We start from the raw sequence: 26,326 nt of genomic DNA, 5'->3' as shown, positions 1-26,326 counted from the left end.
CCCGGGGTGCGCGCACGGGCGGCTCAGCCGATGCGGCGGCCCACGGCGCTGACGACCGCGTCGAGCTGCACGCCGGAGGCGTCGCGCCTCGCCCCGGGCTCGGGGAGCGCGCGCACCGAGCCATCGGCACCGAGGCCGTAGGCGGGCTCGGGCCCGGCCCACGCGACCGTGAGAGCGTCCTGCCCCTTCAGGAAGCGCTGCGCACGCACACCGCCCGTCGCCCGGCCCTTGCCGGGGAACTCGTCGAACGTCGACACCTTCGCGGCGCCGGGGTCGGCGCCGAGCAGCGTATCGCTCGTCGCCGCGATCGTGACGACGACCGTCGACTCGAGCTCGGCGGGCGTCAGCGCGGTGAACGAGAGGACCCGCGCACCGGCGGACAGCTTCATGCCCGCCATGCCGCCGGCGGGGCAGCCCTGCGGGCGCACCGAGGAAGCGGGGAAGTGCAGCAGCTGCGCATCGCTCGCGATGAAGACGAGCTCAGCGTCGTCACCGCTCTGCACCGCGCCGACGACCTCATCGCCCGGCTTCAGCGAGATCACCTCGAAGTCGGGGCGGTTCGGGTACCCGCCGGGAGCCACGCGCTTCACAATGCCCTGCTTCGTGCCGAGCGCGATCGGCTGCTCGCTCGTGAGCGAGACGATCGCGAGGATGCGCTCGCTGCGATCGGTGAGACCGAGGTAGTCGTGCACCCTGACGCCCGCGCCGAGCTGCACGGAGTTCGCCGGCAGCGTGGGCAGGTCGAGCGGCGAGAAGCGCACGAGACGCCCCTTCGAAGTGATCGCCCCGATCTCGGTGCGACTCGTGGTGTCGAGCGTCGAGGCCACGGCGTCGTGCTTGCTGCGCCGGGCGGGCACGGTGATCGCGAGGGCCTCCTCGCCCTCCGGGCGGTCCACGCGGGCGATGCGGCCGGTCACGCTGAGGAAGACGCGGCACGGCACGTCGGCGTGCTCGAGCGAGGCGGCGACGGCCTTGCGCGAGGCCCCGGCGGGGAGCGCCTTCGCCTCGGTGAGGAGCGTGCGCCGAGGGGTGCCGTAGAGCTCGGCGACCTGCTCGAGCTCCTCGGAGACGAGCGCCCGGATGCGGGCCTCGCTGCCGAGCAGCTCCTCGAGCTCGGCGATCTCGGCCTGCAGCTTGTCGCGCTCGGCCTCGAGCTCGATGCGGGAGAACTTGGTGAGTCGGCGCAGGCGCAGCTCGAGGATGTACTCGGCCTGCAGCTGGCTGAGGTCGAAGACGTCCTGCAGCCGGTGACGGGCCTGATCGGTGTCGTCGCTCGTGCGGATGACCTGGATGACCTCGTCGATGTCGAGGATCGCGATGAGCAGGCCCTCGACGAGGTGCAGGCGCTCGCGGCGGCGGGCGAGGCGGAACTCGCTGCGCCGGGTGACCACGCGGATGCGGTGGCCCACGTAGACGAGCAGCAGCTCGCGGAGGCCGAGGGTCTGCGGCTGCCCGTCGACGAGCGCGACGTTGTTGATGTTGAACGAGTCCTCGAGCGGGGTGAGCCGGTACAGCTGCTCGAGCACCGCCTGCGGGTTGAATCCGGTCTTGATGCCGATGACGAGCCGCATGCCGCGCTTGCGGTCGGTGAGGTCGGTGACGTCGGAGATGCCCGTGATCTTCTTGGCGTTGACGCCGTCCTTGATCTTCTCGATGACCTTCTCGGGGCCCACGAGGTAGGGGAGCTCGGTGACGACGAGGCCCGCCTTGCGCGCGGTCAACTGTTCGACGCTGACGCGCGCGCGGGTCTTGAACGAGCCGCGGCCGGTGGCGTACGCGTCGCGGATGCCGGCGAGGCCGACGATCGTGCCGCCGGAGGGGAAGTCGGGGCCGGGCACGAACTCCATCAGCTCGTCGAGGCCGGCGTCGGGGTGCTCGAGCAGGTGGCGGGCGGCGTGCACGACCTCGACGAGGTTGTGCGGGGCCATGTTCGTCGCCATGCCGACCGCGATGCCGCTCGCGCCGTTCACGAGCAGGTTCGGGATGGCGGCGGGCAGCACCTCGGGCTGCTGGTGGCTGTTGTCGTAGTTCGGGACGAAGTCGACGACGTCCTCGTCGAGGCTCTCGGTCATCGACATCGCCGGGGGAGCGAGGCGCGCCTCGGTGTACCGGGCGGCGGCCGGGCCGTCGTCGAGCGAGCCGAAGTTGCCGTGACCGTCGACGAGCGGCACCCGCAGCGTGAACGGCTGGGCGAGCCGCACCAGGGCGTCGTAGATCGCCGAGTCGCCGTGCGGGTGCAGCTTGCCCATGACCTCGCCGACGACGCGCGCCGACTTCACGTGCCCGCGGTCGGGCCGCAGGCCCATGTCGCTCATCATGTAGAGGATGCGCCGCTGCACGGGCTTCATGCCGTCGCGGGCGTCGGGCAGGGCGCGCGAGTAGATGACCGAGTACGCGTACTCGAGGAAGGACCCCTGCATCTCGGCGGCGACGTCGACGTCTTCGATGCGCTCGGCGATGGGCGGCTGCTCGGGGTCGTGGGGTGCTCGGGTCATCCGTCAATCTCGGTCGAGGCGCTCGCGCGCGAGGCAACTGGGGCGCGCCCGGCCTGTGTCAGACTGGGCGCGATGCCTGCCATGCTACCGGTGACCGACGACACGACCCCGCGGCTTGCCGGGGTGCTGGCGAGTTCGCTCGCGGCCGTCACCGGCGGCGGGGGCGCGTTCGATCTGCCGCCCGTGCGCTCCGCGCTCGTCCTCCTCGTCGACGGCCTCGGTGCGGCGAACCTGCAGGCGCGCGCCGGCCACGCGAGATTCCTCGCCGGACGGATGGCGAAGCGCGACGTGATCCGCACGGTCTTCCCCTCGACGACGGCCGCCGCCATCGCCTCGTTCGCGACCGGGGTCATGCCCGGCGAGCACGGGCTGGTCGGGTACCGCACCCTCGAACCCTCGCGCGACGTGCTGGCGAACCAGCTGAACGGCTGGGAGCACGGACAGCTCCCCGAAGACTGGCAGCGCAGCGCGACCCTCTTCGAACGCGCCGGCGAGCTCGGCATCCGACCGATCGCGGTCGGCGCCCCGCGGTACGCGACGAGCGGCTACACCCGAGCGGTGCTGCGCGGCGCCGAGTACCGCTCCGGCACGAGTCTCGCCGAGCGGTTCGCCGCGGCGTTCGAGGCGGTCGCCGCAGCCGAGCCCGCGCTCGTCTACCTCTACGTGCCAGAGCTCGATCAGATCGCGCACGCCCACGGCTGGGAGTCGGGGCGGTGGCTCGCCGCGCTCGAGGAGCTCGACGCCGAGGCATCCGCGCTGGCCGCCCGCCTCCCGCGCGACGTCGGCATGCTCGTGACCGCCGACCACGGCGTGATCGACGTGCCGGAGCACCGGCACGTGCACATCGACGCACGACCGGCCCTGCTCGACGGGGTGCGCCATATCGGGGGAGAGCCGCGCTGCCTGGCGCTCTGGTTCGATCCTTCCTTCCCCGAGCCCGAGCGGGAGCGGGTGGCCGGGCTCTGGCGGGAGGCCGAGGCGAAGCGCGCCTGGGTGCTCACCCGCGACGAGGCGGTCGACGCGGGACTCTTCGGCGCCCGCGTCGACGACGCCGTGCGCCCGCGCATCGGCGATCTGCTCGTCGCCGCCCGCGCGGGCGTGGCCTACTACGACGCCCGCGAGGCGAACCGGGCGCCCGAGCGGATGATCGGGCAGCACGGTTCGCTGAGCGACGAGGAGACGCGCATCCCGCTCATCCGCCTCGGAGCGTTCGCCCGCTGAACGTCGCAGGGCCCCGCCGTGGTGGCGGGGCCCTGCGGCGGATCAGGCGGGAGAGCGCTCAGGCGGGGTACTGGCCGCGCTTGACCTGGGGCTTCGGCAGCCGCAGCGGGCGCAGCTGCAGCGCCCGCATCGCCGCGTACCAGCGCACGCGCTCGGCCTTGTCGCCGTACTTCGCGCGGAGCTTCTTCGTCAGCAGGTAGCCGAGGATGATGCAGTCGAGCACGGCGACGGCGAAGAACGCCCAGAGCACGAGGATGCTGATCGCCTGCACCTCGGCACTCGGCACGAAGGTCAGGATGATCACCAGGAACATGACGGGGATCAGGATCTCGCCGATGCTGAAGCGGGCGTCGACGTAGTCGCGCACGAACTTCTTCTGCGGTCCGCGGTCGCGGGCGGGAAGGTACTTGTCGTCGCCCATCGCCATGCCGACGCGGGCGCGCTCGCGCGCCTCCGCGGCCTTGGCGCGGGCCTGCTTCGCCGCTTCCTTGCGGTCGGATGGCACGAGCGGCCGCTTGCGCGCGGCCTCCTGCTCGGCACGGGTCGGGGTGGGGACGCCTTTGCCGCCGCTCTTCAGACGCTCCTGCGTCTCATCGAGCGTCTCGGTCGACGTCTGCTCGGTCTTCTGCTGCTTGGCCACTGGATTCCTCGAATCGGTTCACCTTTAAGATTACCGGCATGACCGACCCCACGAACCACGCATCCGCCGAGCCCACGACGCCGAACGCGGACGCGATCCGAACCGCCGTCGATGCGGCCTTCCCCGGCGTCGTCGCCGAGCTCGGCCGACTCGTCCGGATCCCCTCCGTCTCCTGGCCCGCGTTCGACCCCGCGCACGTCGCGGAGAGCGCGGAGGCCGTGGCGGAGCTGCTGCGCGGGACGGGGGTGTTCGAACTCGTCGAGATCCGGCGCGCCCCCGTCGAGGACGGCTCCGAGCTCGGTCAGCCCGCCATCGTTGCGCGCCGCGCCGCGCGCAACGGGCGCCCGACGGTGCTCCTCTACGCCCACCACGACGTGCAGCCGCCCGGCAAGGACGAGGACTGGGACACGCCGCCGTTCGAGCCGACCCAGCGCGGCGACCGCCTGCACGGGCGCGGCGCCGCCGACGACAAGGCGGGCGTCATGGCGCACGTCGGCGCGATCCGGGCGTTCGCCGAGGCATCCGGCGACTTCGACCTCGGCCTCTCGGTCTTCATCGAGGGGGAGGAGGAGTGGGCCTCCCGCTCCTTCGGGAACTTCCTGCGCGAGAACCGCGAGCTCCTCGAGGCCGACGCGATCATCGTCGCCGACTCGGGCAACTGGGACATCGACACTCCGGCGATCACGGTCGCCCTCCGCGGCGCCGTCGCGTTCAACCTCCGCGTCGAGACGCTCGCGCACGCCTCCCACTCCGGCATGTTCGGCGGGGCCGTCCCCGACGCGATGCTCGCCGCCATCCGGATGCTCGGGACGATGTGGGATGCCGAGGGCGCTGTCGCCGTCGAGGGCCTCACGAGCGCCGAGCTCGACATCCCCGCCTACGACGAGGCGCAGCTGCGCGCGGAGGCCGGACTGCTCGACGGGGTCAGCCCGATCGGGCGCGGCTCGATCCTCGATCGGATCTGGGCGCAGCCGGCGATCACCGTCACCGGGATCGACGCGCCCGACGTCGCGAACGCCTCGAACACCCTGATCCCGTCGCTGCGGGTGCGCATCAGCGCCCGCATCGCGCCCGGACAGGACGCCGGGGAGGCCTTCGACGCCCTCCGCGCCCACCTCGAGGCGAACGCGCCGTTCGGCGCGAAGCTCGGCTTCGAGGACGTCGACCGCGGTCAGGCGTTCCTCGTGGACACGAGCGGCTGGGCGGTCGCGGAGACTCGAGCGGCGATGGCCGAGGCGTGGGGCAAGCCCGCGGTGGACACGGGGGTCGGCGGCTCGATCCCCTTCATCGCCGAGCTCGTCGAGGAGTTCCCGGGCGCGCAGATCCTCGTCACGGGGGTCGAGGACCCGGACTCGCGAGCGCACAGCCCGAACGAGTCGCTGCACCTCGGCGTCTTCAAGCGCGCCCTGCTGAGCGAGGCGCTGCTGTTCGGCCGACTGAACGCCCGCGGCGCCTGATCCGCTGCCGGCCCGCGGCGGTGCGCCGCCGCGGGCCGGGAATATCCAGCATTCAGCCGACGCTCTACGGAGTGGACGTACAATCGTCGTCAGGACGGCGAGATCACGAGGAGTGACATGAGCGAGACCATCACCGAGACCACGCACGGCGTCAAGCTGAGCGAGCCCGCGGCCGACAAGGTGCGCAGCCTCCTCACGCAGGAGGGTCGCGACGACCTCCGCCTGCGCGTGGCGGTGCAGCCCGGCGGATGCTCCGGCCTGATCTACCAGCTCTACTTCGACGAGCGCATGCTCGAGGGCGACGCCGTCGTCGACTTCGAGGGCGTCGAGGTCATCGTCGACAAGATGAGCGTCCCGTACCTCGACGGTTCGACCATCGACTTCGAGGACACGATCCAGAAGCAGGGGTTCACGATCGACAACCCGAACGCGCAGGGAAGCTGCGCCTGCGGCGACTCGTTCCACTGATCCGCCCGAGAAACTCGCTCCGAGGGAGACCGCTTCGCGGTCTCCCTCGTGTGTTTTTTCGCAGATCCACTCGGAAATCGTCCGGATTCCGATCGCGACATCCGCGTCGAGTGCACACCCGAGCCGCGGAGTCGGAGTAGGCTAGACACCGATCACCGCGCTTCCCTGTGAAGCGCCTTCGAGTCTCCCGAAAGGTCTCCGGTGCGCAACAATCGCCGACTCCGATGGGCTGCAGTTCCGATCGCAGCGACGCTCACTCTTGTCCTCGCCGGGTGCACCCAGGCGCAGCTGAACGGATTCCTCCCCGGATTCATCGAGGGCGAGTCGCCCGCGACCAATCACACGGAGCGCGTCTCGGGTCTGTGGGTCACCTCCTGGATCGTGCTCCTCGTCGTGGGCGTGATCACCTGGGGCCTCACGATCTGGGCGGTCATCGCGTACCGCCGGCGCAAGGGCCAGACGGGCCTGCCGGTGCAGCTGCGGTACAACATGCCGATCGAGGTGTTCTACACGATCGTGCCGCTCATCCTCGTGCTGGGCTTCTTCGCCTTCACGGCGCGCGACCAGGCCGAGATCGAGAAGCGGTTCACCGCCGACGAGGTCGACGTCAAGGTCGAGGTCATCGCCAAGCAGTGGGCGTGGGACTTCAACTACGTCAACGAAGACGTCTACTCGCCCGGCATCCAGGCGCAGCTCGACCCGAACGGCCCCGCCGGCTCGGTCGACCAGGCCGCGCTGCCCACGCTCTACCTTCCCGTCGGGGCGAACGTCGAGCTCGAGCTCGAGTCGCGCGACGTCATCCACTCCTTCTGGGTCGTCGACTTCCTCTACAAGAAGGACATGTACCCGGGCAAGACGAACTACATGTCGTTCGTCCCCGAGCGCGAGGGCACCTATGCAGGCAAGTGCGCCGAGCTCTGCGGCGAGTACCACTCGCTCATGCTCTTCAACGTCGAGGTCGTCTCGCAGGCCGAGTACGACGACTACATCCAGTCGCTGCGCGACGCCGGCCAGGAGGGCCAGCTGTCGAACGAGTACGACCGGAACCAGAACCTGCCCGGCACGGGCGCGCCCGAACTGAAAGAGGAGCACGAAGCCGAATGAGCACCACGACCGCACCGGCTCGACCGCAGTCGTCGAGCCTGCCGTTCGGCGCTTCGAAGGTGGAGCGCAAGGGGAACGTCCTCGTCAAGTGGATCACCTCGACCGACCACAAGGTCATCGGGTACATGTACCTGATCACCTCGTTCATCTACTTCTGCATCGGCGGCGTGATGGCGCTGATCATCCGCGCCCAGCTGTTCGAGCCCGGCCTGGAGATCATCCAGACGCGTGAGCAGTACAACCAGCTGTTCACGATGCACGGCACGATCATGCTGCTCATGTTCGCCACCCCGCTCTTCGCGGGCTTCGCGAACGTGCTCATGCCGCTGCAGATCGGCGCCCCCGACGTGGCCTTCCCGCGTCTGAACGCCTTCGCCTACTGGCTGTTCAACTTCGGTTCGCTGATGGCGGTCGCCGGCTTCTTCACCCCGCAGGGCGCGGCCTCGTTCGGCTGGTTCGCCTATCAGCCGCTCGCCTCGACCACGTTCTCGCCCGGTGTCGGCGGCAACCTGTGGATGCTCGGCCTCGGCCTCTCCGGCTTCGGCACGATCCTCGGCGCCGTGAACTTCATCACGACGATCGTCACGATGCGCGCGCCCGGCATGACCATGTTCCGCATGCCGATCTTCACCTGGAACACGCTCGTCACCTCGATCCTGATCCTGATGGCGTTCCCGGTGCTGGCCGCCGCGATCCTCGCCGCCGGTGCCGACCGCGTCTTCGGCGCCCACATCTACGATCCCGCCAACGGCGGCGTCATCCTGTGGCAGCACCTCTTCTGGTTCTTCGGTCACCCGGAGGTCTACATCATCGCGCTGCCGTTCTTCGGCATCGTGTCCGAGATCTTCCCGGTGTTCAGCCGGAAGCCGATCTTCGGGTACAAGACCCTGATCTACGCGACGATCGCCATCGCGGCCCTCTCGGTCACGGTCTGGGCGCACCACATGTACGTCACCGGCTCCGTGCTGCTGCCGTTCTTCGCGCTCATGACGATGCTGATCGCGGTTCCGACCGGTGTGAAGATCTTCAACTGGGTCGGCACGATGTGGCGAGGCTCGATCACCTTCGAGACGCCGCTCATCTGGTCGCTCGGCTTCCTGATCACCTTCGTCTTCGGCGGTCTGACCGGTGTCATCCTCGCGTCGCCGCCGCTCGACTTCCACGTCTCCGACACGTACTTCGTCGTGGCGCACTTCCACTACGTCGTGTTCGGCACGGTCGTCTTCGCGATGTTCGCGGGCTTCTACTTCTGGTGGCCCAAGTGGACCGGCAAGATGCTGAACGAGACGCTCGGCAAGTGGCACTTCTGGCTGCTGTTCATCGGCTTCCACACCACGTTCCTCGTGCAGCACTGGCTCGGCGTCGTCGCGATGCCCCGTCGGTACTACTCGTACCTGCCCGAGGACAACATCACCTGGATGAACCAGCTGTCGACCATCGGCGCCGGCATCCTGGCGATCTCGCTCATCCCGTTCTTCCTCAACGTGTACATCACGGCGCGGAAGGCTCCGAAGGTCACGGTCAACGACCCGTGGGGCTATGGCGGCTCGCTCGAGTGGGCCACCAGCTGCCCGCCGCCGCGGCACAACTTCACATCGATCCCGCGCATCCGCTCGGAGCGCCCGGCGTTCGACCTCAACCACCCGGAGGCGGGCGTGCCCGTCGGCATCGGACCCGCGAAGGACGCCCCTGAGGCGCCGGTGTACGACGCCGCCAAGGAGGAGATCAAGTAATGCGCGCGAATGTCATCCTCTTCTGGCTCCTCGCGATCTTCCTCGCGATCATTGCGGCCGTCTACGGTGTGTGGACCGCTGCGAGCGGCATCGAGGTGAACGGCGGCCCCGAGTGGGCCGGCATGATCGCCATCTCGCTGGCGGCGATCCTGTCTGCGTTCATCGCGTTCTACCTCGGACGCGTGCACAAGGCGCAGGGCGCTGAGCTCCCCGAGGACCGCCTCGATGCGAACATCGACGACGGCGACCCCGAGCTGGGCTTCTTCAGCCCGTGGAGCTGGTGGCCGATCGTGCTCGCCGGCGCCGCGGCGCTGGGCTTCCTCGGTCTCGCGGTCGGCTTCTGGATCTCGTTCATCGCGATCCCGCTCGTGCTGATCTCGCTCGTCGGCTGGGTCTACGAGTACTACCGGGGCAACTTCGCCCGCTGACGCATCGCGTTTGGAACGGCCCGGCATCCGAATGGATGCCGGGCCGTTTCGCGTGTGCGCTCCGTTGCGGCCCGGTACCGTCGCCGGCGGGCCGCTGGCGTGAGCGCCACTTCGGTGTCGTTGCGCCACTCGTAGTGGCGCGTAGAGGCCGAAGTGGCGCTCACGCAGCGCAGCCGCGCGTGCAGGACGTGCCGGCGCGGGGCTCAGACGCCTGCGCCGCTCCCAGCCGCGTTGCCGACGGTCTCGAAGACGAGCAGGTCCACGGCGAGGGTGATGGCCTCAGGAAGCGCGCGGAGCCCCGCTGCGGGCTCCGTCGCCCGATGGTGGGCCGACGGACCCATCGCGATGATCGCGGCCGCGAACGCGTCGTCAGCGGCGGCATCCTGATCCAGGACGAACCGCGCGTCGACGGACCGCACGGTGCGGAGCGCGAAGCTCGGGGCGAGCTCCTCGACGAGCGTGGCCGCCTTGCCCTCTGGGATGGTCAGCACACGACCGTCTGCGCGGAGCTCCCGAAGGTGGTCCGGTCGCGGCACGACGACGAGCAGCAGGCCGCCGGGGCGCAGGATGCGGCGGAACTCGCTCGCGTTGCGCGGCGCGAACACGTCCAGGATGGCGTCGACCGATCCGTCTCGGACTGGGAGCGGCTGCCAGGTGTCGGCGACGAGGCCGTCGACGGAATCCGGGCGACGGCGGACGGTTCGCACGACGGCGGCGGGGGAGAGGTCCATCGCGAGCACCCTCGGGGTCTGCTCGTTCGTTCCGATCAACGCTTCGAGCGCGAGCGCCGTGTAGTGGCCTGTGCCGCAGCCGGCGTCGAGGACGCGAGGCTCGGGTCCGAGCGCCGCGTCCCGGAGCACGGCGATGAGCTCGCGCTTCAGCGGATCGAAGAAGCCGGCGTCGTGCACGAGATCACGGGCGTCGAGCATCGCCGCATCGTCACCGCGGAGTCCCGCGGAAGCGGGTCCAAGCGCCGTGAGGTAGCCGCGCTTGTTCGCGTCGAAGGAATGCCCGTTCGGGCAGCGCAGCTGCAGCGGGGGGAGTGCCTCGAGCGGCGACGCGAAACAGCTCGGGCACCGCAGCCACTCAGACAGGGTCTGAATGGTCATGCGGTGCCCGAGCTGAAGCTGAGCGGGTCGGCTCAGTGGTGCTCGCCGTGACCGGCCTCGAGCTCGCCCTTCGTGACCGGGGCGATCCGGTCCTCGAAGAACCAGCGCGACATGCCGGCGCGCAGGCGCTGACCGAAGGTGATCTTGCCGCGCGAGTTCGGGCGCAGCATGAGCGGCTCGTAGGTCTCGAAGCTGACCAGACGCCAGCGCTCGTACTCGTCGAGCGGCTCGTGCACCTCGATGAACTCGCCACCGGGGAGCTTCACGATGCGGCCGGACTCGAAGCCGTGCAGCACGATCTCGCGGTCCTTCTTCTGCAGAGCGATGCAGACTCGCTTCGTGATGAAGTAGGCCACGAACGGCCCGAGGATCACCACGGCCTGGAGCGCGTGGATCACGCCCTCCATGGTCAGCGAGAAGTGCGTCGCGAGCAGGTCGGAGCTGGCCGCGGCCCAGAGGCCCGCGTAGAACGTGACACCGGCGGCGCCGATCGCGGTGCGCGTCGGAGCGTTGCGGGGGCGGTCGGCGATGTGGTGCTCGCGCTTGTCGCCCTTCACCCAGGCCTCGATGAACGGGTACATCAGGGCGAGGACGATGAACACGCCGATCGCGATGATGGGCACCAGGATGTTGAAGGACCAGGTGCGGTCGAGCCAGACGAACTCCCAGCCCGGCGGGATGAGTCGCAGGGCGCCGTCGGCGAAGCCGATGTACCAGTCGGGCTGGGTACCGGCGGAGACGGGCGACGGGTCGTACGGGCCGTAGTTCCAGATCGGGTTGATCGTGAACAGCGACGCGATGAGCGCGAGGACACCGAAGACGATGAAGAAGAAGCCGCCGGCCTTGGCCGCGTACACCGGGAGGATGGGCGGGCCGACCGCGTTGCCCGGGGTCTTGCCCGGCCCGGCGTACTGCGTGTGCTTGTGCACGACGACGAACACGAGGTGCAGTGCCACGAAGGCCACCACGAGCGCGGGCAGCAGCAGGATGTGCAGCGTGTAGAGGCGCCCGACGATGTCGGTGCCCGGGAACTCGCCGCCGAACAGCAGGAACGACATCCACGTGCCGACGAGCGGGAAGCCCTTGATCATGCCGTTGATGATCGCGAGGCCGTTGCCCGAGAGCAGGTCGTCGGGGAGCGAGTAGCCGGTGAAGCCCTCGGCCATGGCCAGGATGAACAGCACGAAGCCGATCACCCAGTTGAGCTCGCGCGGCTTGCGGAACGCACCGGTGAAGAAGATGCGCAGCATGTGCAGGCCGATGGCCGCAACGAACAGCAGGGCCGCCCAGTGGTGCATCTGGCGGACGAAGAGGCCACCGCGGATGTCGAAGGAGATGTCGAGCGTCGACGCCATGGCGACCGACATCTCGACGCCCTTCAACGGCACGTAGGAGCCGTTGTAGTGCACCTCGGCCATGGAGGCCTGGAAGAAGAAGGTCAGGAACGTGCCCGAGATGAGCACGACCACGAAGGCGAAGAGCGCGACCTCACCGAGCAGGAACGACCAGTGGTCGGGGAAGGCCTTGCGGCCGAGCTCCTTGACGAAGCCCGCGATGCTCGTGCGTTCGTTGACGTAGACGGACGCCGCCGCGGTGAACGACCGCTTCTGCGGGGCGTTGGTGGTTGCGGTGCTCAATGACGCTCCCAGAAGCTCGGGCCGACAGGTTCGGTGAAGTCGCTCTGCGCGATGAGGTAGCCCTCGTCGTCGACGGCGATCGGCAGCTGCGGCAGCGGCCGCTTGGCCGGGCCGAAGATGACCTCGCAGTGGTTCGACACGTCGAACTGCGACTGGTGGCACGGGCACAGCAGGTGGTGGGTGTGCTGCTCGTAGAGCGCCACCGGGCAGCCGACGTGCGTGCAGATCTTCGAGTACGCGACGATGCCGTCGTACGACCAGTCCTTGCGATCGGGCAGCTCGTTGAGGTCCTTCGGGTCGAGACGCATGAGCAGGACGGCGGCCTTGGCCTTCTCGTCGAGCTTGCCGTGCTCGAGGTCCTGGAGGCCCTCGGGGATGACGTGGAACGCGCTGCCCATCGTGACGTCGGACGCCTTGATCGGGGCGCCGGAGGGGTCGAGCGCGAGACGCGTGCCCTTCTTCCACATGGTGTGGCTGAGCAGCTCGATCGGGTTCTGGTCCTGCGGCGCGAGACCGCGGAACAGCACGACGGCGGGCAGCGGGAACACGAGCAGCGCGCCGATGAGGCTGTTGCGGATCACCGCGCGGCGGGAGAAGCCCGACTCGCGGTCGGCGTCCTGGAACACCTTGACCGCGGCGGCCTGGGTCTCGGGGGAGCCGCCGATCGGGTGGCGCTCGTCGACGAGCTCGACGTCGTACATGAGCGACTTCGCCCAGTGCACGGCGCCGAAGCCGATGCCGAGGAGGGCGAGCGTTGCGCCGAGGCCGATAAAGAGGTTGTTCAGCCGGACGTCGCCGACGTTGTTCGACTCCATCGGGAAGAGCATGTACGCGGCGATCGCCCACACGCTGCCGACGATCGACAGGTAGAAGAGCGTGTACACCGTGCGCTGGGCGCGCTTCTCGCGCTTCGGGTCCTCGTCGGTGACGCGCGGACGGTGGGCCGGGAAGCCCGGGTTCTCGAACGCGTCCTGGGCGATGAGCGCGGTGCCCGGCGAAGCGGCGGGCGCGGCGTGCGACGAGTCGGCAGCGGCGATCTCCGTGCCGCTGTGGTCGTCCTGAGCCATGGTTCTCCTTTGTGAAGCTTCTTCGATGCCGGGGTGCGTCAGTTGGACTTGGCCGTGATCCACACGGTGATCGCGACCAGCGAGCCGAGACCGAAGATCCAGATGAACAGACCCTCCGCGACCGGGCCGATCGAGCCGAGCTCGAAGCCGCCGGGCGAGCGGTTGTCCTGCACGTACTTGAGGTACGTGATGATGTCGCGCTTGTCCTCGGGCGAGATGTTCATGTCGTTGAACACCGGCATGTTCTGCGGGCCGGTGACCATGGCCTCGTAGATGTGCACGCCCGAGACATCCGTCAGCGGGGGAGCGAACTTGCCTTCGGTGAGCGCACCGCCCGCGCCGGCCACGTTGTGGCACATCGCGCAGTTGATGCGGAAGAGCTCCGCGCCGTTCGCGGCGTCGCCGCCGCCGTTGGTGAGGTGGTCGGCGGGGATGTCCGGGCCCGGGCCGAGCGAGGCGACGTAGTAGGCGAGCTGCTTGACCTGCTCATCGGTGAACTGCACCGGCTTCTGCTGCGCCTGCGGGCCCTGCATCTGCATCGGCATGCGCCCGGTGCCGACCTGGAAGTCGACGGCCGCGGCACCGACGCCGATGAGGCTCGGGCCTTCCTTGGTGCCCTGGGCCTCGAGGCCGTGGCAGGTGGCGCAGTTCGCCTGGAAGAGCTTCTTGCCCTCGTCGATCGTCTGCTGCGAGTTCGCGCTGGACTCGGCCTGGGCCGTGCCGGTGCTGAACGCCGCGTAGGCGCCGCCGGTGAAGACCAGACCCAGGGCGAGAAGTGCGACGGTGGCGAGCGGGTGCCGGCGGCCGGTGCGTCGCTTCTGGCGGTTCATAGGGCTCTTTCTGTTCTCGGACATGCTGCGTCGGCGCTTCGGGTTCATCACTTGAGCACGTAGATGACGAGGAAGAGGCCGATCCAGACGACATCGACGAAGTGCCAGTAATACGAGACGACGATGGCGCTCGTCGCCTCCTTGTGGCCGAAGTTCTTGACCGCGAACACCCGGCCGATGACGAGGAGGAACGCGATGAGACCACCCGTCACGTGGAGTCCGTGGAAGCCGGTGGTGAGGTAGAACGCCGAACCGTAGGCGTTCGAGTCGATCGCGATGCCCTCGCTGACGAGCGTGGCGTACTCCCAGATCTGGCCGGCGACGAAGACCGCGCCCATGGCATAGGTGAGGAAGAACCACTCGACCATGCCCCACTTGAGCGGGTTGTACCAGGCGCCGGTCATGTACGGCTGCATGCGCTCAGCGGCGAAGACGCCGAACTGGCAGGTGAAGCTCGACAGCACGAGGATGATGGTGTTCGTCAGCGCGAACGGGAAGTTCAGGCGTCCCGCCTCGAACGTCCAGAGCTCGGGCGACGTCGACCGCAGCGTGAAGTAGATAGCGAAGAGGCCAGCGAAGAACATGACCTCGCTGCCGAGCCAGACGATCGTCCCCACCGCCACGGTGTTGGGCCGATTGATCACGGGCATGCTCGCCTGAGGAGTGATAGAGGTGCTCGTCACCCCTCCATTATGGCTGAAACCAGCGCTGAGTTTTCGTCAGGAGGGCAAGCCGTGTCCGACCATTGAAGTAAGGCAACCCTCAGTTGGGCTGCGGGATCGCCGGGAATTCACCGTGAATCCGCGCCAGTAGGATCGAAGCCATGACGGTTCAACGCACCTGGCCCGCGATCATCAGCTCCCTTCTGGAGGGCGAGGACCTCAGCGTGTCGGACGCCGCCTGGTGCATGGAGCAGGTCATGACCGGGCAGGCGGGGGAGGCGCAGCTCGCTGGATTCCTCGTGGCGCTCCGGGTCAAGGGCGAGACCGTCGACGAGATCGTCGGGTTCCGCGACGCCATCCTCGAGCACGCGATGCCGCTCGCGGTCGATCCGATGGCGCTCGACATCGTCGGCACCGGCGGCGACCGCTTCGGCACCGTGAACGTGTCGACGATGGCGTCGGTCATCGCCGCGTCGGCCGGTGTCCCGGTCGTGAAGCACGGCAACCGTGCCGCGAGCAGCGCCTCCGGCTCCTCCGACGTGCTGGCGGCGCTCGGCATCGATCTCTCGCTCCCGGCCGAGCGCGTCGCCGAGGTGCTCGGCGAGTCCGGCATCACCTTCGCCTTCGCCGGCGCGTTCCACCCCGGGTTCCGGCACGCCGGCCCGGTGCGCTCGCAGCTGGGCGTGCCGACGGTGTTCAACTTCCTCGGGCCGCTCTGCAACCCGGCCCGGCCCGAAGCCTCCGCGGTCGGCGTCGCGCACCTCGACCGCGTCCCGCTCATCGTCGGCGTGTTCCAGACGCGCGGGGCGACCGCCCTCGTGTTCCGAGGCGACGACGGGCTCGACGAGCTCACGACGACCGGGCACTCGCACATCTGGGAGGTGTCGCGGGGCACCGTGAAGGAGCACGACCTCGACCCGCGCGACCTCGGTATCCCGCGCGCCGACATCGGGGCGCTGGTGGGTGGCGACGCCGCGCACAACGCGGAGATCGTGCACCGCGTGTTCGCGGGGGAGCGCGGCCCGATCCGGGACATCGTCGTGCTGAACGCGGCGGCCGGACTCGTCGCGTTCGAGCTGGCCAAGGACCCCGCGCAGGTGCAGCGGGCGATCATCGATCGCTTCCGGGACAAGATGGCGGTCGCCGAAGAGGCGATCGACTCCGGATCCGCGGAGCGCAAGCTCGGCGAGTGGGTCGCGGCGACGCAGCGCTGAGCCGGTCACGGCCGCAGAGATGCGGATGCCCCGCACGAGCGTGCGGGGCATCCGTGATCGTTCTCCTGGGACGGGCGCGACGACCGCGCGTCAGCGCACGTCCTCGTCGACCCAGTCGAGGGTCTTCGTGACGGCCTTCTTCCAGAGGCGCAGCTCGCGCTCGCGCTCGTCTGCGTCCATCTTCGGCTCCCAGCGACGATCCTCCTGCCAGTTGGCGCGGAGATCGTCGAGGCCCGACCAGAAGCCGACGGCGAGGCCGGCGGCGTAGGCCGCGCCGAGCGCGGTCGTCTCCGCGACGACCGGTCGCACGACGGGAACGCCGAGGATGTCGGCCTGGAACTGCATGAGCGTGTTGTTCGCGATCATGCCGCCGTCGACCTTCAGCTCGCTGAGCTCGACGCCCGAGTCCGCGTTGACCGCGTCCAGCACCTCGCGGGTCTGGAACGCGGTGGCTTCGAGCGCGGCGCGGGCGATGTGGCCCTTGTTCACGTAGCGGGTGAGGCCGACGAGCGCGCCGCGGGCGTCGGGGCGCCAGTACGGCGCGAACAGGCCCGAGAACGCCGGCACGAAGTACGCGCCGCCGTTGTCCTCGACGCTCTTTGCGAGCTCCTCGACCTCCGGCGCGCTCGAGATGAGCCCGAGGTTGTCGCGCAACCATTGGATGAGCGAGCCGGTGACCGCGATCGAGCCCTCGAGCGCGTAGTGCGGCTCGTCGTCGCCGAGCTTGTAGCCGAGGGTCGTGAGCAGGCCGTTCTTCGAGTGCACGATCTCGGTGCCGGTGTTGAAGATCAGGAAGTTGCCCGTGCCGTAGGTGTTCTTCGACTCGCCCGGGTCGAAGGCCGCCTGGCCGAAGGTCGCCGCCTGCTGGTCGCCCAGGATGCCGGCCACGGGCACCTCTCGGAGGAGGCTCGACGGCTCGACGGTGCCGTAGACCTCGGAGGAGCTCTTGATCTCGGGCAGCATCGAGCGGGGCACGCCGAACGCCTCCAGGATGTCGTCGCGCCAGCTCAGCGTCTCCAGGTCCATGAAGAGCGTGCGGCTGGCGTTGGTGACGTCGGTGGCGTGCACGCCGCCGTCGACCCCGCCGGTGAGGTTCCACAGCACCCAGCAGTCGGTGGTGCCGAAGAGGAGGTCTCCGGCCTCGGCCTTCTCGCGCGCACCCTCGACGTTCTCGAGGATCCAGACGATCTTCGTGCCGGAGAAGTAGGTGGCCAGGGGGAGGCCCACGTCCTGCTTGAAGCGCTCGACGCCGCCGTCCGCGGCGAGGCGGTCGACGATGCTCTGGGTGCGGGTGTCCTGCCAGACGATCGCGTTGTAGACGGGCTGCCCCGTGTTCTTGTCCCAGACGACGGCGGTCTCGCGCTGGTTGGTGATGCCGACCGCGGCGATGTCGTGGCGGGTCAGGTCCGCTTTGCCGAGGGCCTGGCCGATGACCTCGCGGGTGTTGTTCCAGATCTCCATGGGGTCGTGCTCGACCCAGCCGGCCTTGGGGAAGATCTGCTCGTGCTCGAGCTGTCCGGTCGAGACGATCGAACCGGACTTGTCGAAGATGATCGCCCGGGTGCTCGTGGTGCCCTGATCGATCGACAGGATGTAGTCGGCCATGGAATGGCTCCTCTCGCGTCCGCCCTCCGGCGGTCGCCTTCGTGGTGGTGCTGAGGTACTGGCGGCGGAACGACTCGGGGCCGCCCTCGGTGAGGACGGCCCCGAGCGGTTCAACCGAGGATCGGCAGGGCGAAGATCGCCGCCCAGCCGGCGAGGACGCCGCCGATGATCGGGCCGACGACGGGCACCCAGGAGTAGCTCCAGTCGCTGCCGCCCTTGCCCTTGATGGGCAGGATGGCGTGCGCGATGCGCGGGCCGAGGTCACGGGCCGGGTTGATCGCGTAGCCGGTGGGGCCACCGAGCGAGGCGCCGATACCGATCACGAGCAGCGCCACGGGCAGGGCGCCGAGGGCGGCGAGGCCGGAGGCGTCGCCGTTGCGGCCGAAGCCGATCACGACGAAGACCAGCACGAAGGTGCCGACGATCTCGGTGACGAGGTTCCAGCCGTAGGAGCGGATCGCCGGGCCGGTCGAGAATACGCCGAGCTTGTTCGCGGGCTCGGGCTCCTCGTCGAAGTGCTGCTTGTAGGCGAGCCAGCAGAGCACGGCGCCGATGATGGCGCCGATCAGCTGCGCACCGATGTACGTGATGACGCTCAGGAACGAGACCGCCACCGTGGTCCCCATCGCGGGGTTGCCGAACTCGGTCGCGCCGTTCGCGACGAGGCCGAGCGTCACGGCCGGGTTGATGTGCGCGCCGGAGGCGTAGGCGACGACCACACCGGCGAAGACCGCGAGGCCCCAGCCGATGTTGACCATGAGGAAGCCGCCGTTGAATCCTTTGGTGCGCACGAGCGCGACGTTGGCGACCACGCCACAGCCGAGCAGTACGAGCATCGCCGTGCCGACGAGCTCCGCGAGGAACAAGACCCCGAGATTGTCCACGTTGACTACCCATCCTTTCGCTGAGCCCGCGGGCCGCGCCCAAGGGCGGTGATAGTGCTCACCCTAGTCACAGACTCGGGCGCGGGGGAAGAGCGCTCCCTCCGGCGCGTTCCGGTGGATTCAGCGGAGACCCCTTACCGGAACGGCTCGGCGGGGCGTAGGTTGGCGGTACTGCCGTTGCGGCGTCGGTGCCCTCTGCGCGACGCCGCGCGGCCCTGCGGGGAAGGGATTTGCGGTGAAGAAGATCATCAACGACCCGAAGCGCGTGGTCGACGAGTCCGTGGCGGGCTTCGCGGCCGCCCACGCCGATCTGGTGCGTGTCGAGTACGACCCGATCTTCGTCGTGCGAGCCGATGCACCGGTCGCCGGCAAAGTCGGGCTCGTCAGCGGCGGGGGCAGCGGACACGAGCCGCTGCACGCGGGCTACGTCGGCTACGGCATGCTCGACGCCGCCGTGCCCGGCGCGGTCTTCACCTCGCCGACGCCCGACCCGATCCTCGCCGCGACGAAGGCGGTCGACGGGGGAGCGGGGGTCCTGCACATCGTGAAGAACTACACGGGCGACGTGCTGAACTTCGAGACCGCGGCCGATCTCGCGGCGGCGGAGGGCATCGAGGTCCGGGCCGTCGTCACGAACGACGACGTGGCGGTGAAGGACTCGCTCTACACGGCCGGCCGGCGCGGCGTCGCGGGCACGGTGCTCGTCGAGAAGATCGCCGGCGCCGCCGCGCAGCGGGGCGACTCGTTGGACGAGGTCGCAGCCGTCGCCGAACGGGTGAACGCCAATGCCCGGTCGATGGGCCTCGCGCTCACGCCGTGCATCGTCCCGCACGCTGGAGAGCCGAGCTTCACGCTCGCCGAGGACGAGATCGAGATCGGCATCGGCATCCACGGCGAGCCGGGTCGCGAGCGGATCAAGCTCGAGCCCGCCGACCGCCTGGTCGATCGACTGCTCGACCCCATCCTCGAGGACCTGCCGTTCGGTTCGGGCGACCGCGTCCTGCTCTTCGTCAACGGCATGGGGGGCACCCCCCAGGTCGAGCTCTACCTCGCGTACCGTCGCGCTGCCGAGGCGCTCGGCGAGCGAGGGATCGAGATCGCCCGTTCGCTCGTCGGCAACTACATCACGGCGCTCGAGATGCAGGGCATGTCGATCACGCTGCTGAAGCTCGACGACGAGATGATCCAGCTGTGGGACGCGCCGGTGCAGACGGCCGCGCTCCGCTGGGGCCGGTAGGGAGGGGCTGAGCGTGGGATTGGACATCACCTGGGCGGTCGACTGGGTGCGCCGCAGCGCGGAGACCGTCGCCGAGCATCGCACGAGGCTCATCGCGCTCGATCGTGAGATCGGCGACGGCGATCACGGCGAGAACCTCGACCGCGGCTTCCAGGCCGTGCTGCCGAAGCTCGACGACCTCTCCGCGGGCTCGACCCCGGGCGATGTGCTCAAGCTCGTGGCGACGACGTTGATCTCGACGGTCGGCGGCGCCGCCGGTCCGCTCTACGGCACCGCCTACCTGAAGGGGGCGATGGCCGCCGGAAGCGCGACCTCGCTGGACGGGCCGGCGATCGCCGCGGTGCTCACGGCGGCGCGCGACGGCATCGTCGCGCGCGGCAAGGCCGAGTCGGGCGACAAGACGATGGTGGATGCCTGGACGCCCGCGGTCGAGGCGGCGGACGCCGCCGCGGAGACCGGGGCGGACGCCCGCACGGTGCTCGAGGCCGCGGCGAGCGCGGCCGAGGCCGGCGCGGAGGCGACCGAGCCGCTCGTCGCCAGGAAGGGACGGGCGAGCTATCTCGGCGAACGCTCGGCCGGGCATCGTGACCCGGGTGCCGAGTCGTCGGCACTGCTGCTGCGGGCTGCGGCGGACGCCGCAGAGGCCGCGGCGGGGGACTGAGGGATGGCGTCGGAGGGCCGGGTGGGCCTCGTCTTCGTCTCGCACTCCGCGAAGATCGCCGAAGGGCTCGTCGAGCTGGCGGGCCAGATGGCGCCGGAGACCGCGCTCATCGCGGCGGGCGGAACGGACGACGGCCGGATCGGCACGAGCTTCGATCGTGTGAGCGCGGCCATCGCGGAGGCGGACGCCGGCCGCGGCGTCGTCGTGCTCTGCGATCTGGGCTCGGCGATTCTGACCGCCGAGACGGCGCTCGACTTCCTCGATGACGAGGTGCGCGCGCTCGTTCGCATTGTGGATGCCCCGATCGTCGAGGGCGGCGTGGCCGCCGCCGTTGCGGCGCAGGCCGGCGACGGGTTGGATGCGGTGGTCGCCGCGGCGCGGAGCGCCGTCGGCGGCGCGGCGGGGCCGGACGAGGCATCCGCCGTTCCGCATCCCGGCCCCGCTCCCGCTGCCGAGGCGGGCGGCCCGCAGCGCACGGTGCGACTCATCAACCCGTCCGGGCTGCACGCGCGGCCCGCGGCCGAGCTGGTGAAGCTCGCGAGCACCTTCGCGCAGCCGGTGACCGTGAACGGCACGGACGCGAAGAGCCTGCTCGCGATCATGGCGATGGGGCTGACGAAGGGGGCCGAGGTCGTGATCGCGAGTGCGGATCCCGCGGGCGGCGCCGCAGTCGATGCGCTCGCCGAGCTCGTCGAGTCGGGGTTCGGGGAGGTCTGACCGGCGCCGAGCCGGCAGCCGGGGGTCAGTTGCCGCCGCTGATCCGGATGTCCGTGCCCGTCGTGTAGCTCGCGTCGTCCGACAGGAGGTAGTCGACCGCGCCCGCGATCTCGTGCGGCTCGCCGGCGCGTCCCATCGGGATGGACGCGGCGCGCTCCTCGGGGGCGTTCGGCCGGCCGGCGTCCGCGTGGATCTCGGTGCGCGTCGTGCCCGGCGAGACGGTGTTCACCCGGACCCCCGCGCGCGCGAACTCCTTGGCGGTGCCGAGGGTGAGCACGTTCAGCGCGGCCTTGCTCATCGAGTAGGGAACGTAGCGGTTCGGCGAGCCGCTCGTCGCCGCGCCCGAGGAGATGTTCACGATCGATCCGCCGCGTCCGCCCAGCTCGGTGGACATGTGCCGGATCGCCTGCTGGGTGATGAGGAGCGGCGCGAGGACGTTCACCCGGAAGACGAGCTCGCTCTCTTCGAGGGGGACGTCGAGGAAGCCGCCGATCTTTCCGGTGATGCCGGCGTTGTTCACGAGTCCGGTGACGGTGCCGAAGCGCTCGATGGCCGCCGGCACGATTCCGGCGGCCGCGTCGAGGTCCGCCAGATCGACCCGGAGAAGTTCGACTCGGGCGCCGCCGGCGCGGAGCCGTGCCGCGAGCTCCTGCGCGTCGTCCTCCCGGCTGCGGTAGCTGAGCAGGAGCGCGTGCCCCTTGCCCGCGAGGCGCTCGGCGATGGCCCGGCCGATCCCGCGGGTGCCGCCGGTGATGATGGTGGCCGGTGTCGTGGCGTCGGAGGTCATGGGTCCAGCCTAGGCAGCGCGGCGGGGTGGCGGCGCCCGGCGTCGAGGCGTAGCATCCGGCCATGGCACGCGACGCAGCGAGCCGCCCAGGCGACGGCAACGCTTTCACCAGGTTCTTCGATCGAGTCGATTCCGCGCTCGAGCCGATCTTCGGCGCCCCACCCTCAGTCGGCGGCCTCGAGCAGAACGACGCCGCCGAGCTACGGACCCGGCCGTGTCCGGTCTGCGGTCGCGCGATCTTCGAGCACACCTTCGACGACCTGTCCGGCAACATCGTCATGACGTGTCCCACGTCCGAGCGTCTGCCGGAGCGCGCGGCGTCCGGACCGCTGAACGAACTCGGCATGCCCGCGCAGGGGCGCCGCCTGGAACGGTACGAGCAGCGCGCCGCGGCGGAGTGAGCTGGCGCGCTCAGCGGAGTGCGCGAAGATAGCGCCACCTCGTGACGCGCTGGGCGATGCGCAGCAGTGGGTAGGCGCGCCGCCACGTACCCTGCGGCGCCGCGCGGGATCGCGATCTGACGGTGAGGGTGATCGCGCCGTCGGCGGTGCGATCGAGCACGAACGCCTCCTCGCCCTCGAGCGGATGGCCCGGCCTCGTGACGTAGGCGAAGCCCACCCGGTCGGGCTCGTCGACGACGGCGATGACCTCGACCGGCTCGTCGACGCTCCAGCGCAGCAGGCCGGCGCGGATGACGAGGCGTGCCCCTGGGGTGGCGACCGCCCCGCCCGGCACGCGAAAGCCGCTGCGCGTCTTCACTCGCCAGCGGAGCAGATCCACTGCGGCGCGATGCCAGAGGGCGTCCCCATCGCCGATGGTGCGGGAGACCTCGCTGGAGTCGAAGCCGGCACGCGCCGTGAGGTCGTTGAGGAGTGACGGGGGAGGGTCATCGTCAGGCCGCATTCCCATCTCCCTTCTGCGCGTGCGTCTGGACAGGCTACTCGGGCCTCCGCTCGCTTCCATGCAGTGTCGGTGGTCGGTGATTCACTGGCGCCATGACTGAGGTGCGACTGCAACGCTGGTCCGACGCCGATCTCGCCACGCTGCAGCGCAGCAACACGGCGGAGATGACGGCTCACCTGGGCGGCCCGGAGACGCCGGAGGCGGTCGAACGCCGCCACGAGCGATACCTGAGCGAATGGCGCGACGGCACCGCCCGAATGTTCCGCATCGTGATCGACGGACACCCTGAAGGCGTCGGATCCATCGGCTACTGGCCGCACGAGCACCACGGCGAGGCGGCAGTCGAGGCGGGATGGGCCGTGGAATCGGGCTATCAGGGCCGGGGCATCGCGACCGGTGCGCTTCGCGCCCTCATCGCGGAGGTGCGTCGTCACGACCCTGCGGTCGCGATCTACGCGTACCCCCGCATGACGAACGAGGCCTCGGGCGCCATCTGCCGCAAGGTGGGCTTCGAGCTCATCGGGGTCGAAGCCTTCGAGTATCCCCGCGGTCATGTCGAAGACTCGGGAGTGTGGGTGTTCCGCGGGCCGGGTGTGTGACGATGGGGCGATGCGCACGGTGACTGTGCGGGCGATGACGCCCGAGGAGTACGAGGCCTGGCAGTCGGCGATCGCCGAGGAGTACGCGACCGAACAGGTCGCGAGCGGGGCCTGGCTCGCGGATGGCGCGGTCGAGCGCGCCCGTGCTGAGAACGCCGGGCTGCTCCCGGACGGGCTCGAGACCGAGCGGATGCTCCTGCTGCTCGGGATCGACCCGGTCGGCGAGCCGGTGGGTCGGGCATGGGTCAGTCTGGATCACCCTCGCGGGACGCAGGGCGTCGCCTTTCTCTATGCCTTCGAGATCCTCGAGGAACGACGCGGTGCCGGCTTCGGTCGAGCCCTGCTCACGGCCGTCGAACAGGCGACGAGGGAGGCCGGAGCGGATGCCCTCGAGCTCAACGTGTTCGGCAGCAACACGGTGGCGCTCGGGCTCTACGCCTCGAGCGGCTACGCGGTGGTGACGCAGCAGATGCGCAAGCCGCTGGGCGAGCGTGAGCGCTCGGACGATCAGCCGGCAGTCGACGGTCTGAGGCCGATTCGCTGATCAGTCACGCTGAAGCAGAGCGCGGCGTTGTTGGTGTCGCCCTCGCCGAACGCCCGCACGTCACGGCCGAGAGCGGTACCGACGAGAGTGATGACGTCGCAGACGGCGTCTGCTGCGGACTGATCCGTGAGCTCGCGAAGGTCGAAGTCGAACGCGACCTCGCCCCAGTCGAAGAAGTTCACCTGAACCGACGAGGTCGGGTGCACGCGGATCGAGTCCCCATCCGCGAGCCTCGACGCCGCCGTCTCGGCGAGCACGGGCGACCCGTCGGAGTTCCACCGCACCACCCAGCCGGTCTGACGGAACGCATCGACGAGCAGCGGCCAGTCGCTCGCCGCCGACCCCTCCGCGTAGCAGTCGGGGAGCGCACCGGCTTCCGGCCCGAAGGCCTCGAGCAGTGCGTGCACGTTGACCCGAGGCCCGCTCACGCGACGAGCGTGTGCGCCGGCGTCGCGGCGCGCTGCACGATGCCCTGAGTGATGCCGCGCACGATCAGGCAGGCGAGGGGCACCGCGGCGAGCGTCAGCAGCTCGCCCACGATACTCAGCCACATCGAGATCCGCAGCTGCTCAAGATCCTCGGCGGCGAGGTAGACGCGGGACGAGAGCTGTGACACAGCGCTCCCCGCGAGCCATAGCACCCACCAGGCGATCTGCCAGGTGGGACGCACTCGCCCGATCGCGCGCCAGAGGTCCGAGATGTTCTGGTACGGGAACCACCAGCACACGATCGGAATGAACCACGATCCGGCGTGCCACCCAGGGGTGCGCCGAGTCTGGCCTGCGACGTGCTTCGCGGCGTGGAACTGCCAGACCGCCCACAGCACCGCGGTCGCGATCGTCGCCACGATGGCGGCGATGCTGCCCACGAGCGTGCCTTGGTCGTACAGGTCGAACAGGGCGATGGACGTGTCATTGCCGTTCAGATAGTCACTGGCGACCCCCACCCCGTATCCCTCGACGGCGATGGTCGTCGCGGCCACCGCGCCGCCCGCGACGAGGAGGATCTGGGTGGCGAGCGCCAGCCGGGCAAGGGTGGTGGGGTTCGCAGCGGCGGGCACCTGGGGCGGCTGCACCCACTGCCCACCGTCCCACCACCAGGAGGTTCCCGAGCCGTCGGGTGCGGGGTACCAGCCTGGGGGAGTCGCCGCAGGGGTCGTCGTCATCGGTGGATCCTTCGGGTTCTTCAGTCAGATGAGCGATTCGGACGGAACTGTCCGCTCGATGCTGTCACTCTAGTGAGCAGCGACCGATCATGGGAACCTTTGCGAAGCCCAGGTCGCAACGACCGGGGAGAGGGGATGCCGATGCGGAAGCCGGTGCCCGCGCAGCCGCTCTCAGAGCTGATCGGCGATCGCTTGGGCTCGATCGAGTTCGTACTGAACGACTACATGCAGTTCCGCTTCGATGGATCCCCGGGGGTGGAGGAGTCTCCGGTGCTCAGCTGCTTCGTCTGGCCGACCGTCGAAGCGCGTGGTCGGGTTTGGCGCGAGCCGGATCTGGGATACGCCGATGCCGTCCGGCGACTCGCCCCCGGCACCGTGCTCGAGGCGAGTGATTCGATCGGCGCGGGGATCCGTATCGTTCTCGACACGGGAATCGTGCGGATCGACCCCAGTCCGGACGAGGTCGTGGTGGAGATCGCGCTGCTTCGGGGCTTGAGCGATGGCGGCTGGATGGTCTGGCGGCCGGGGGAGGATGCCTTCGCCCATCTCGCGTGAGGCAGCGGATCCGTGGGAGTTCTGGCGCGAGTCCGCCCGGACAACGTGTACCGTTCACGCGTGACGATGAACTGGCTGACGCGAGCTTGGGCCACCGGTGGACTCGACGACGAGGAGTGGGAGGCGCACCTGCGTGCCTATCGCCGGCACTGCGCCGAAGTTCGTCCGAGACTGAGCGGCGGGGCCGAGCTTCTGCTGGACGGGATCAACCTCCACGATGCGCAGATCCACTCGTTCGAGCACGGAACGGACGGCAGCCTCGCGATGCGGGCGCTCATCGGGGATCTCCAGGTGGGCTACTCGTTCATCGAGCTCACGTTCGTGGACGCCGAAGTGCGGCTGGAAGCGGGTCGTGATGGTGAGGAGCTGTCCCTGACGGGGCCGGGAGTCGAGATCCACTACGACGAGATCGACGTCCAACCGGATGGTCGATTCGTGCACCGGGTCCTGCTCTGGCCCGACGGTGAGTACGAAGTCACGTTCTCCGCCCTCACCGAGCATCGCGTACCGGCGGATCCGAGCGACCGTCGCCGTTGATGGCACTCCGTGCGCTTGGGGATGAGGGGGAGGGGGCTGGCGCCGGCATGATCCATTGGACAGAGCG

At 69.6% G+C, this 26,326-nt stretch carries 28 protein-coding genes; 15 read left to right on the top strand and 13 right to left on the bottom strand.

The genetic code is table 11. The annotated features are described in order from the left end of the window. Positions 1–23 precede the first annotated feature (23 nt). Complete coding sequence (locus MTP13_RS14475) at positions 24–2,495, bottom strand: DNA gyrase/topoisomerase IV subunit A (RefSeq protein ID WP_243568403.1); 2,472 nt, start codon at positions 2,493–2,495, stop codon at positions 24–26. Between the two features lie 81 nt (positions 2,496–2,576). Between MTP13_RS14475 and MTP13_RS14470 the strand changes: the two genes are divergently transcribed. Next, entirely contained in the window at positions 2,577–3,716 is a 1,140-nt protein-coding gene (locus MTP13_RS14470; protein WP_243570846.1) for an alkaline phosphatase family protein, read from the top strand. A 58-nt stretch (positions 3,717–3,774) separates the two neighbouring features. On the opposite strand, the gene MTP13_RS14465 is transcribed toward MTP13_RS14470, so the two are convergent. Beyond that, complete coding sequence (locus MTP13_RS14465) at positions 3,775–4,356, bottom strand: DUF3043 domain-containing protein (protein ID WP_243568402.1); 582 nt, start codon at positions 4,354–4,356, stop codon at positions 3,775–3,777. A 38-nt stretch (positions 4,357–4,394) separates the two neighbouring features. Between MTP13_RS14465 and MTP13_RS14460 the strand changes: the two genes are divergently transcribed. The 5 genes from MTP13_RS14460 to MTP13_RS14440 all read left to right on the top strand — a co-directional run bounded on the left by MTP13_RS14460 (position 4,395) and on the right by MTP13_RS14440 (position 9,546). Further along, complete coding sequence (locus MTP13_RS14460) at positions 4,395–5,813, top strand: dipeptidase (RefSeq protein ID WP_243568401.1); 1,419 nt, start codon at positions 4,395–4,397, stop codon at positions 5,811–5,813. A gap of 117 nt (positions 5,814–5,930) precedes the next feature. Then, entirely contained in the window at positions 5,931–6,281 is a 351-nt protein-coding gene (erpA, locus tag MTP13_RS14455) for an iron-sulfur cluster insertion protein ErpA (protein ID WP_243568400.1), read from the top strand. Positions 6,282–6,482: 201 nt separating this feature from the next. Next, positions 6,483–7,385, top strand: a complete 903-nt coding sequence (ctaC, locus tag MTP13_RS14450; protein WP_243568399.1) for an aa3-type cytochrome oxidase subunit II — start codon at positions 6,483–6,485, stop codon at positions 7,383–7,385. After that, complete coding sequence (gene ctaD / locus MTP13_RS14445) at positions 7,382–9,118, top strand: aa3-type cytochrome oxidase subunit I (protein ID WP_243568398.1); 1,737 nt, start codon at positions 7,382–7,384, stop codon at positions 9,116–9,118. Before ctaC ends, ctaD begins: the two co-directional genes overlap by 4 nt. Then, a complete protein-coding gene (locus MTP13_RS14440; protein ID WP_243568397.1) occupies positions 9,118–9,546 on the top strand; it encodes a cytochrome c oxidase subunit 4 in 429 nt (142 codons plus the stop codon). Before ctaD ends, MTP13_RS14440 begins: the two co-directional genes overlap by 1 nt. Before the next feature lie 203 nt (positions 9,547–9,749). Here the strand turns inward: MTP13_RS14440 and MTP13_RS14435 are convergent, their stop codons facing one another. From MTP13_RS14435 to ctaE, 5 genes are all read right to left on the bottom strand, one after another. After that, entirely contained in the window at positions 9,750–10,475 is a 726-nt protein-coding gene (locus MTP13_RS14435; protein ID WP_243568396.1) for a methyltransferase domain-containing protein, read from the bottom strand. 212 nt (positions 10,476–10,687) lie between these two features. Then, a complete protein-coding gene (qcrB, locus tag MTP13_RS14430; RefSeq protein ID WP_189086380.1) occupies positions 10,688–12,292 on the bottom strand; it encodes a cytochrome bc1 complex cytochrome b subunit in 1,605 nt (534 codons plus the stop codon). After that, entirely contained in the window at positions 12,289–13,359 is a 1,071-nt protein-coding gene (qcrA, locus tag MTP13_RS14425) for a cytochrome bc1 complex Rieske iron-sulfur subunit (RefSeq protein WP_243568395.1), read from the bottom strand. Before qcrA ends, qcrB begins: the two co-directional genes overlap by 4 nt. Positions 13,360–13,397: 38 nt before the next feature. Continuing rightward, on the bottom strand, positions 13,398–14,189 hold the full coding sequence (gene qcrC / locus MTP13_RS14420; protein WP_230768765.1) for a cytochrome bc1 complex diheme cytochrome c subunit: 792 nt from the start codon (positions 14,187–14,189) through the stop codon (positions 13,398–13,400). A 47-nt stretch (positions 14,190–14,236) separates the two neighbouring features. Beyond that, the gene (ctaE, locus tag MTP13_RS14415) at positions 14,237–14,839 is read right to left on the bottom strand and encodes an aa3-type cytochrome oxidase subunit III (RefSeq protein WP_243570844.1); all 603 of its coding nucleotides are present in this window, start codon (positions 14,837–14,839) and stop codon (positions 14,237–14,239) included. A 173-nt stretch (positions 14,840–15,012) separates the two neighbouring features. Between ctaE and trpD the strand changes: the two genes are divergently transcribed. Then, positions 15,013–16,065 (top strand): anthranilate phosphoribosyltransferase, encoded by a 1,053-nt coding sequence (trpD, locus tag MTP13_RS14410; protein ID WP_243568394.1) that lies wholly within the window; start codon positions 15,013–15,015, stop codon positions 16,063–16,065. Between the two features lie 90 nt (positions 16,066–16,155). Here trpD and glpK read toward each other — a convergent pair whose 3' ends face one another. After that, positions 16,156–17,670: a glycerol kinase GlpK gene (glpK, locus tag MTP13_RS14405; RefSeq protein ID WP_243568393.1), complete on the bottom strand. Its 1,515-nt coding sequence runs from the start codon at positions 17,668–17,670 to the stop codon at positions 16,156–16,158. Between the two features lie 110 nt (positions 17,671–17,780). Further along, positions 17,781–18,506 carry an MIP/aquaporin family protein gene (locus MTP13_RS14400; protein WP_243570843.1) on the bottom strand — a complete coding sequence of 242 codons (726 nt, stop codon included), beginning with the start codon at positions 18,504–18,506 and terminating at the stop codon, positions 17,781–17,783. Positions 18,507–18,789: 283 nt separating this feature from the next. Here MTP13_RS14400 and dhaK point away from each other — a divergent pair, with 283 nt between their 5' ends. The 3 genes from dhaK to dhaM are packed head-to-tail and all read left to right on the top strand — an operon-like array spanning position 18,790 to position 21,169. Beyond that, entirely contained in the window at positions 18,790–19,791 is a 1,002-nt protein-coding gene (gene dhaK, locus MTP13_RS14395) for a dihydroxyacetone kinase subunit DhaK (protein ID WP_243568392.1), read from the top strand. A 13-nt stretch (positions 19,792–19,804) separates the two neighbouring features. Beyond that, positions 19,805–20,452 carry a dihydroxyacetone kinase subunit DhaL gene (gene dhaL / locus MTP13_RS14390; protein WP_243568391.1) on the top strand — a complete coding sequence of 216 codons (648 nt, stop codon included), beginning with the start codon at positions 19,805–19,807 and terminating at the stop codon, positions 20,450–20,452. 3 nt (positions 20,453–20,455) lie between these two features. After that, complete coding sequence (gene dhaM, locus MTP13_RS14385) at positions 20,456–21,169, top strand: dihydroxyacetone kinase phosphoryl donor subunit DhaM (protein ID WP_243568390.1); 714 nt, start codon at positions 20,456–20,458, stop codon at positions 21,167–21,169. A gap of 25 nt (positions 21,170–21,194) precedes the next feature. Here the strand turns inward: dhaM and MTP13_RS14380 are convergent, their stop codons facing one another. Then, the gene (locus MTP13_RS14380; protein WP_243568389.1) at positions 21,195–21,956 is read right to left on the bottom strand and encodes an SDR family NAD(P)-dependent oxidoreductase; all 762 of its coding nucleotides are present in this window, start codon (positions 21,954–21,956) and stop codon (positions 21,195–21,197) included. 62 nt (positions 21,957–22,018) lie between these two features. Here MTP13_RS14380 and MTP13_RS14375 point away from each other — a divergent pair, with 62 nt between their 5' ends. Next, on the top strand, positions 22,019–22,357 hold the full coding sequence (locus MTP13_RS14375) for a hypothetical protein (RefSeq protein WP_243568388.1): 339 nt from the start codon (positions 22,019–22,021) through the stop codon (positions 22,355–22,357). 10 nt (positions 22,358–22,367) lie between these two features. On the opposite strand, the gene MTP13_RS14370 is transcribed toward MTP13_RS14375, so the two are convergent. After that, positions 22,368–22,859: a DUF1990 family protein gene (locus MTP13_RS14370; RefSeq protein ID WP_243568387.1), complete on the bottom strand. Its 492-nt coding sequence runs from the start codon at positions 22,857–22,859 to the stop codon at positions 22,368–22,370. Positions 22,860–22,951: 92 nt separating this feature from the next. Here MTP13_RS14370 and MTP13_RS14365 point away from each other — a divergent pair, with 92 nt between their 5' ends. Both MTP13_RS14365 and MTP13_RS14360 read left to right on the top strand, forming a co-directional pair. Beyond that, positions 22,952–23,458, top strand: coding sequence for a GNAT family N-acetyltransferase (locus tag MTP13_RS14365; protein ID WP_243568386.1), 507 nt, complete (start codon positions 22,952–22,954; stop codon positions 23,456–23,458). A 10-nt stretch (positions 23,459–23,468) separates the two neighbouring features. Then, positions 23,469–24,002 (top strand): GNAT family N-acetyltransferase, encoded by a 534-nt coding sequence (locus MTP13_RS14360; protein ID WP_243568385.1) that lies wholly within the window; start codon positions 23,469–23,471, stop codon positions 24,000–24,002. Here the strand turns inward: MTP13_RS14360 and MTP13_RS14355 are convergent. Together MTP13_RS14355 and MTP13_RS14350 are read right to left on the bottom strand one after the other, a co-directional pair. Then, positions 23,966–24,430 (bottom strand): DUF6461 domain-containing protein, encoded by a 465-nt coding sequence (locus MTP13_RS14355; RefSeq protein WP_243568384.1) that lies wholly within the window; start codon positions 24,428–24,430, stop codon positions 23,966–23,968. The two genes, MTP13_RS14360 and MTP13_RS14355, sit on opposite strands and share 37 nt — an antisense overlap. Next, positions 24,427–25,167 carry a DUF4328 domain-containing protein gene (locus tag MTP13_RS14350; RefSeq protein WP_243568383.1) on the bottom strand — a complete coding sequence of 247 codons (741 nt, stop codon included), beginning with the start codon at positions 25,165–25,167 and terminating at the stop codon, positions 24,427–24,429. Before MTP13_RS14350 ends, MTP13_RS14355 begins: the two co-directional genes overlap by 4 nt. 141 nt (positions 25,168–25,308) lie before the next feature. On the opposite strand from MTP13_RS14350, the gene MTP13_RS14345 reads away from it, so the two are divergent. Together MTP13_RS14345 and MTP13_RS14340 are read left to right on the top strand one after the other, a co-directional pair. After that, positions 25,309–25,722, top strand: a complete 414-nt coding sequence (locus MTP13_RS14345) for a hypothetical protein (protein ID WP_243568382.1) — start codon at positions 25,309–25,311, stop codon at positions 25,720–25,722. 60 nt (positions 25,723–25,782) lie between these two features. Next, positions 25,783–26,259 (top strand): hypothetical protein, encoded by a 477-nt coding sequence (locus MTP13_RS14340; protein ID WP_243568381.1) that lies wholly within the window; start codon positions 25,783–25,785, stop codon positions 26,257–26,259. Positions 26,260–26,326: the final 67 nt, after the last annotated feature.

This window comes from Agromyces soli, assembly GCF_022811605.1.
Taxonomy (GTDB): domain Bacteria; phylum Actinomycetota; class Actinomycetes; order Actinomycetales; family Microbacteriaceae; genus Agromyces; species Agromyces soli.
Note: the sequence above shows the minus strand (reverse complement) of the source record. Positions and strands in the feature narration are given on the sequence as shown.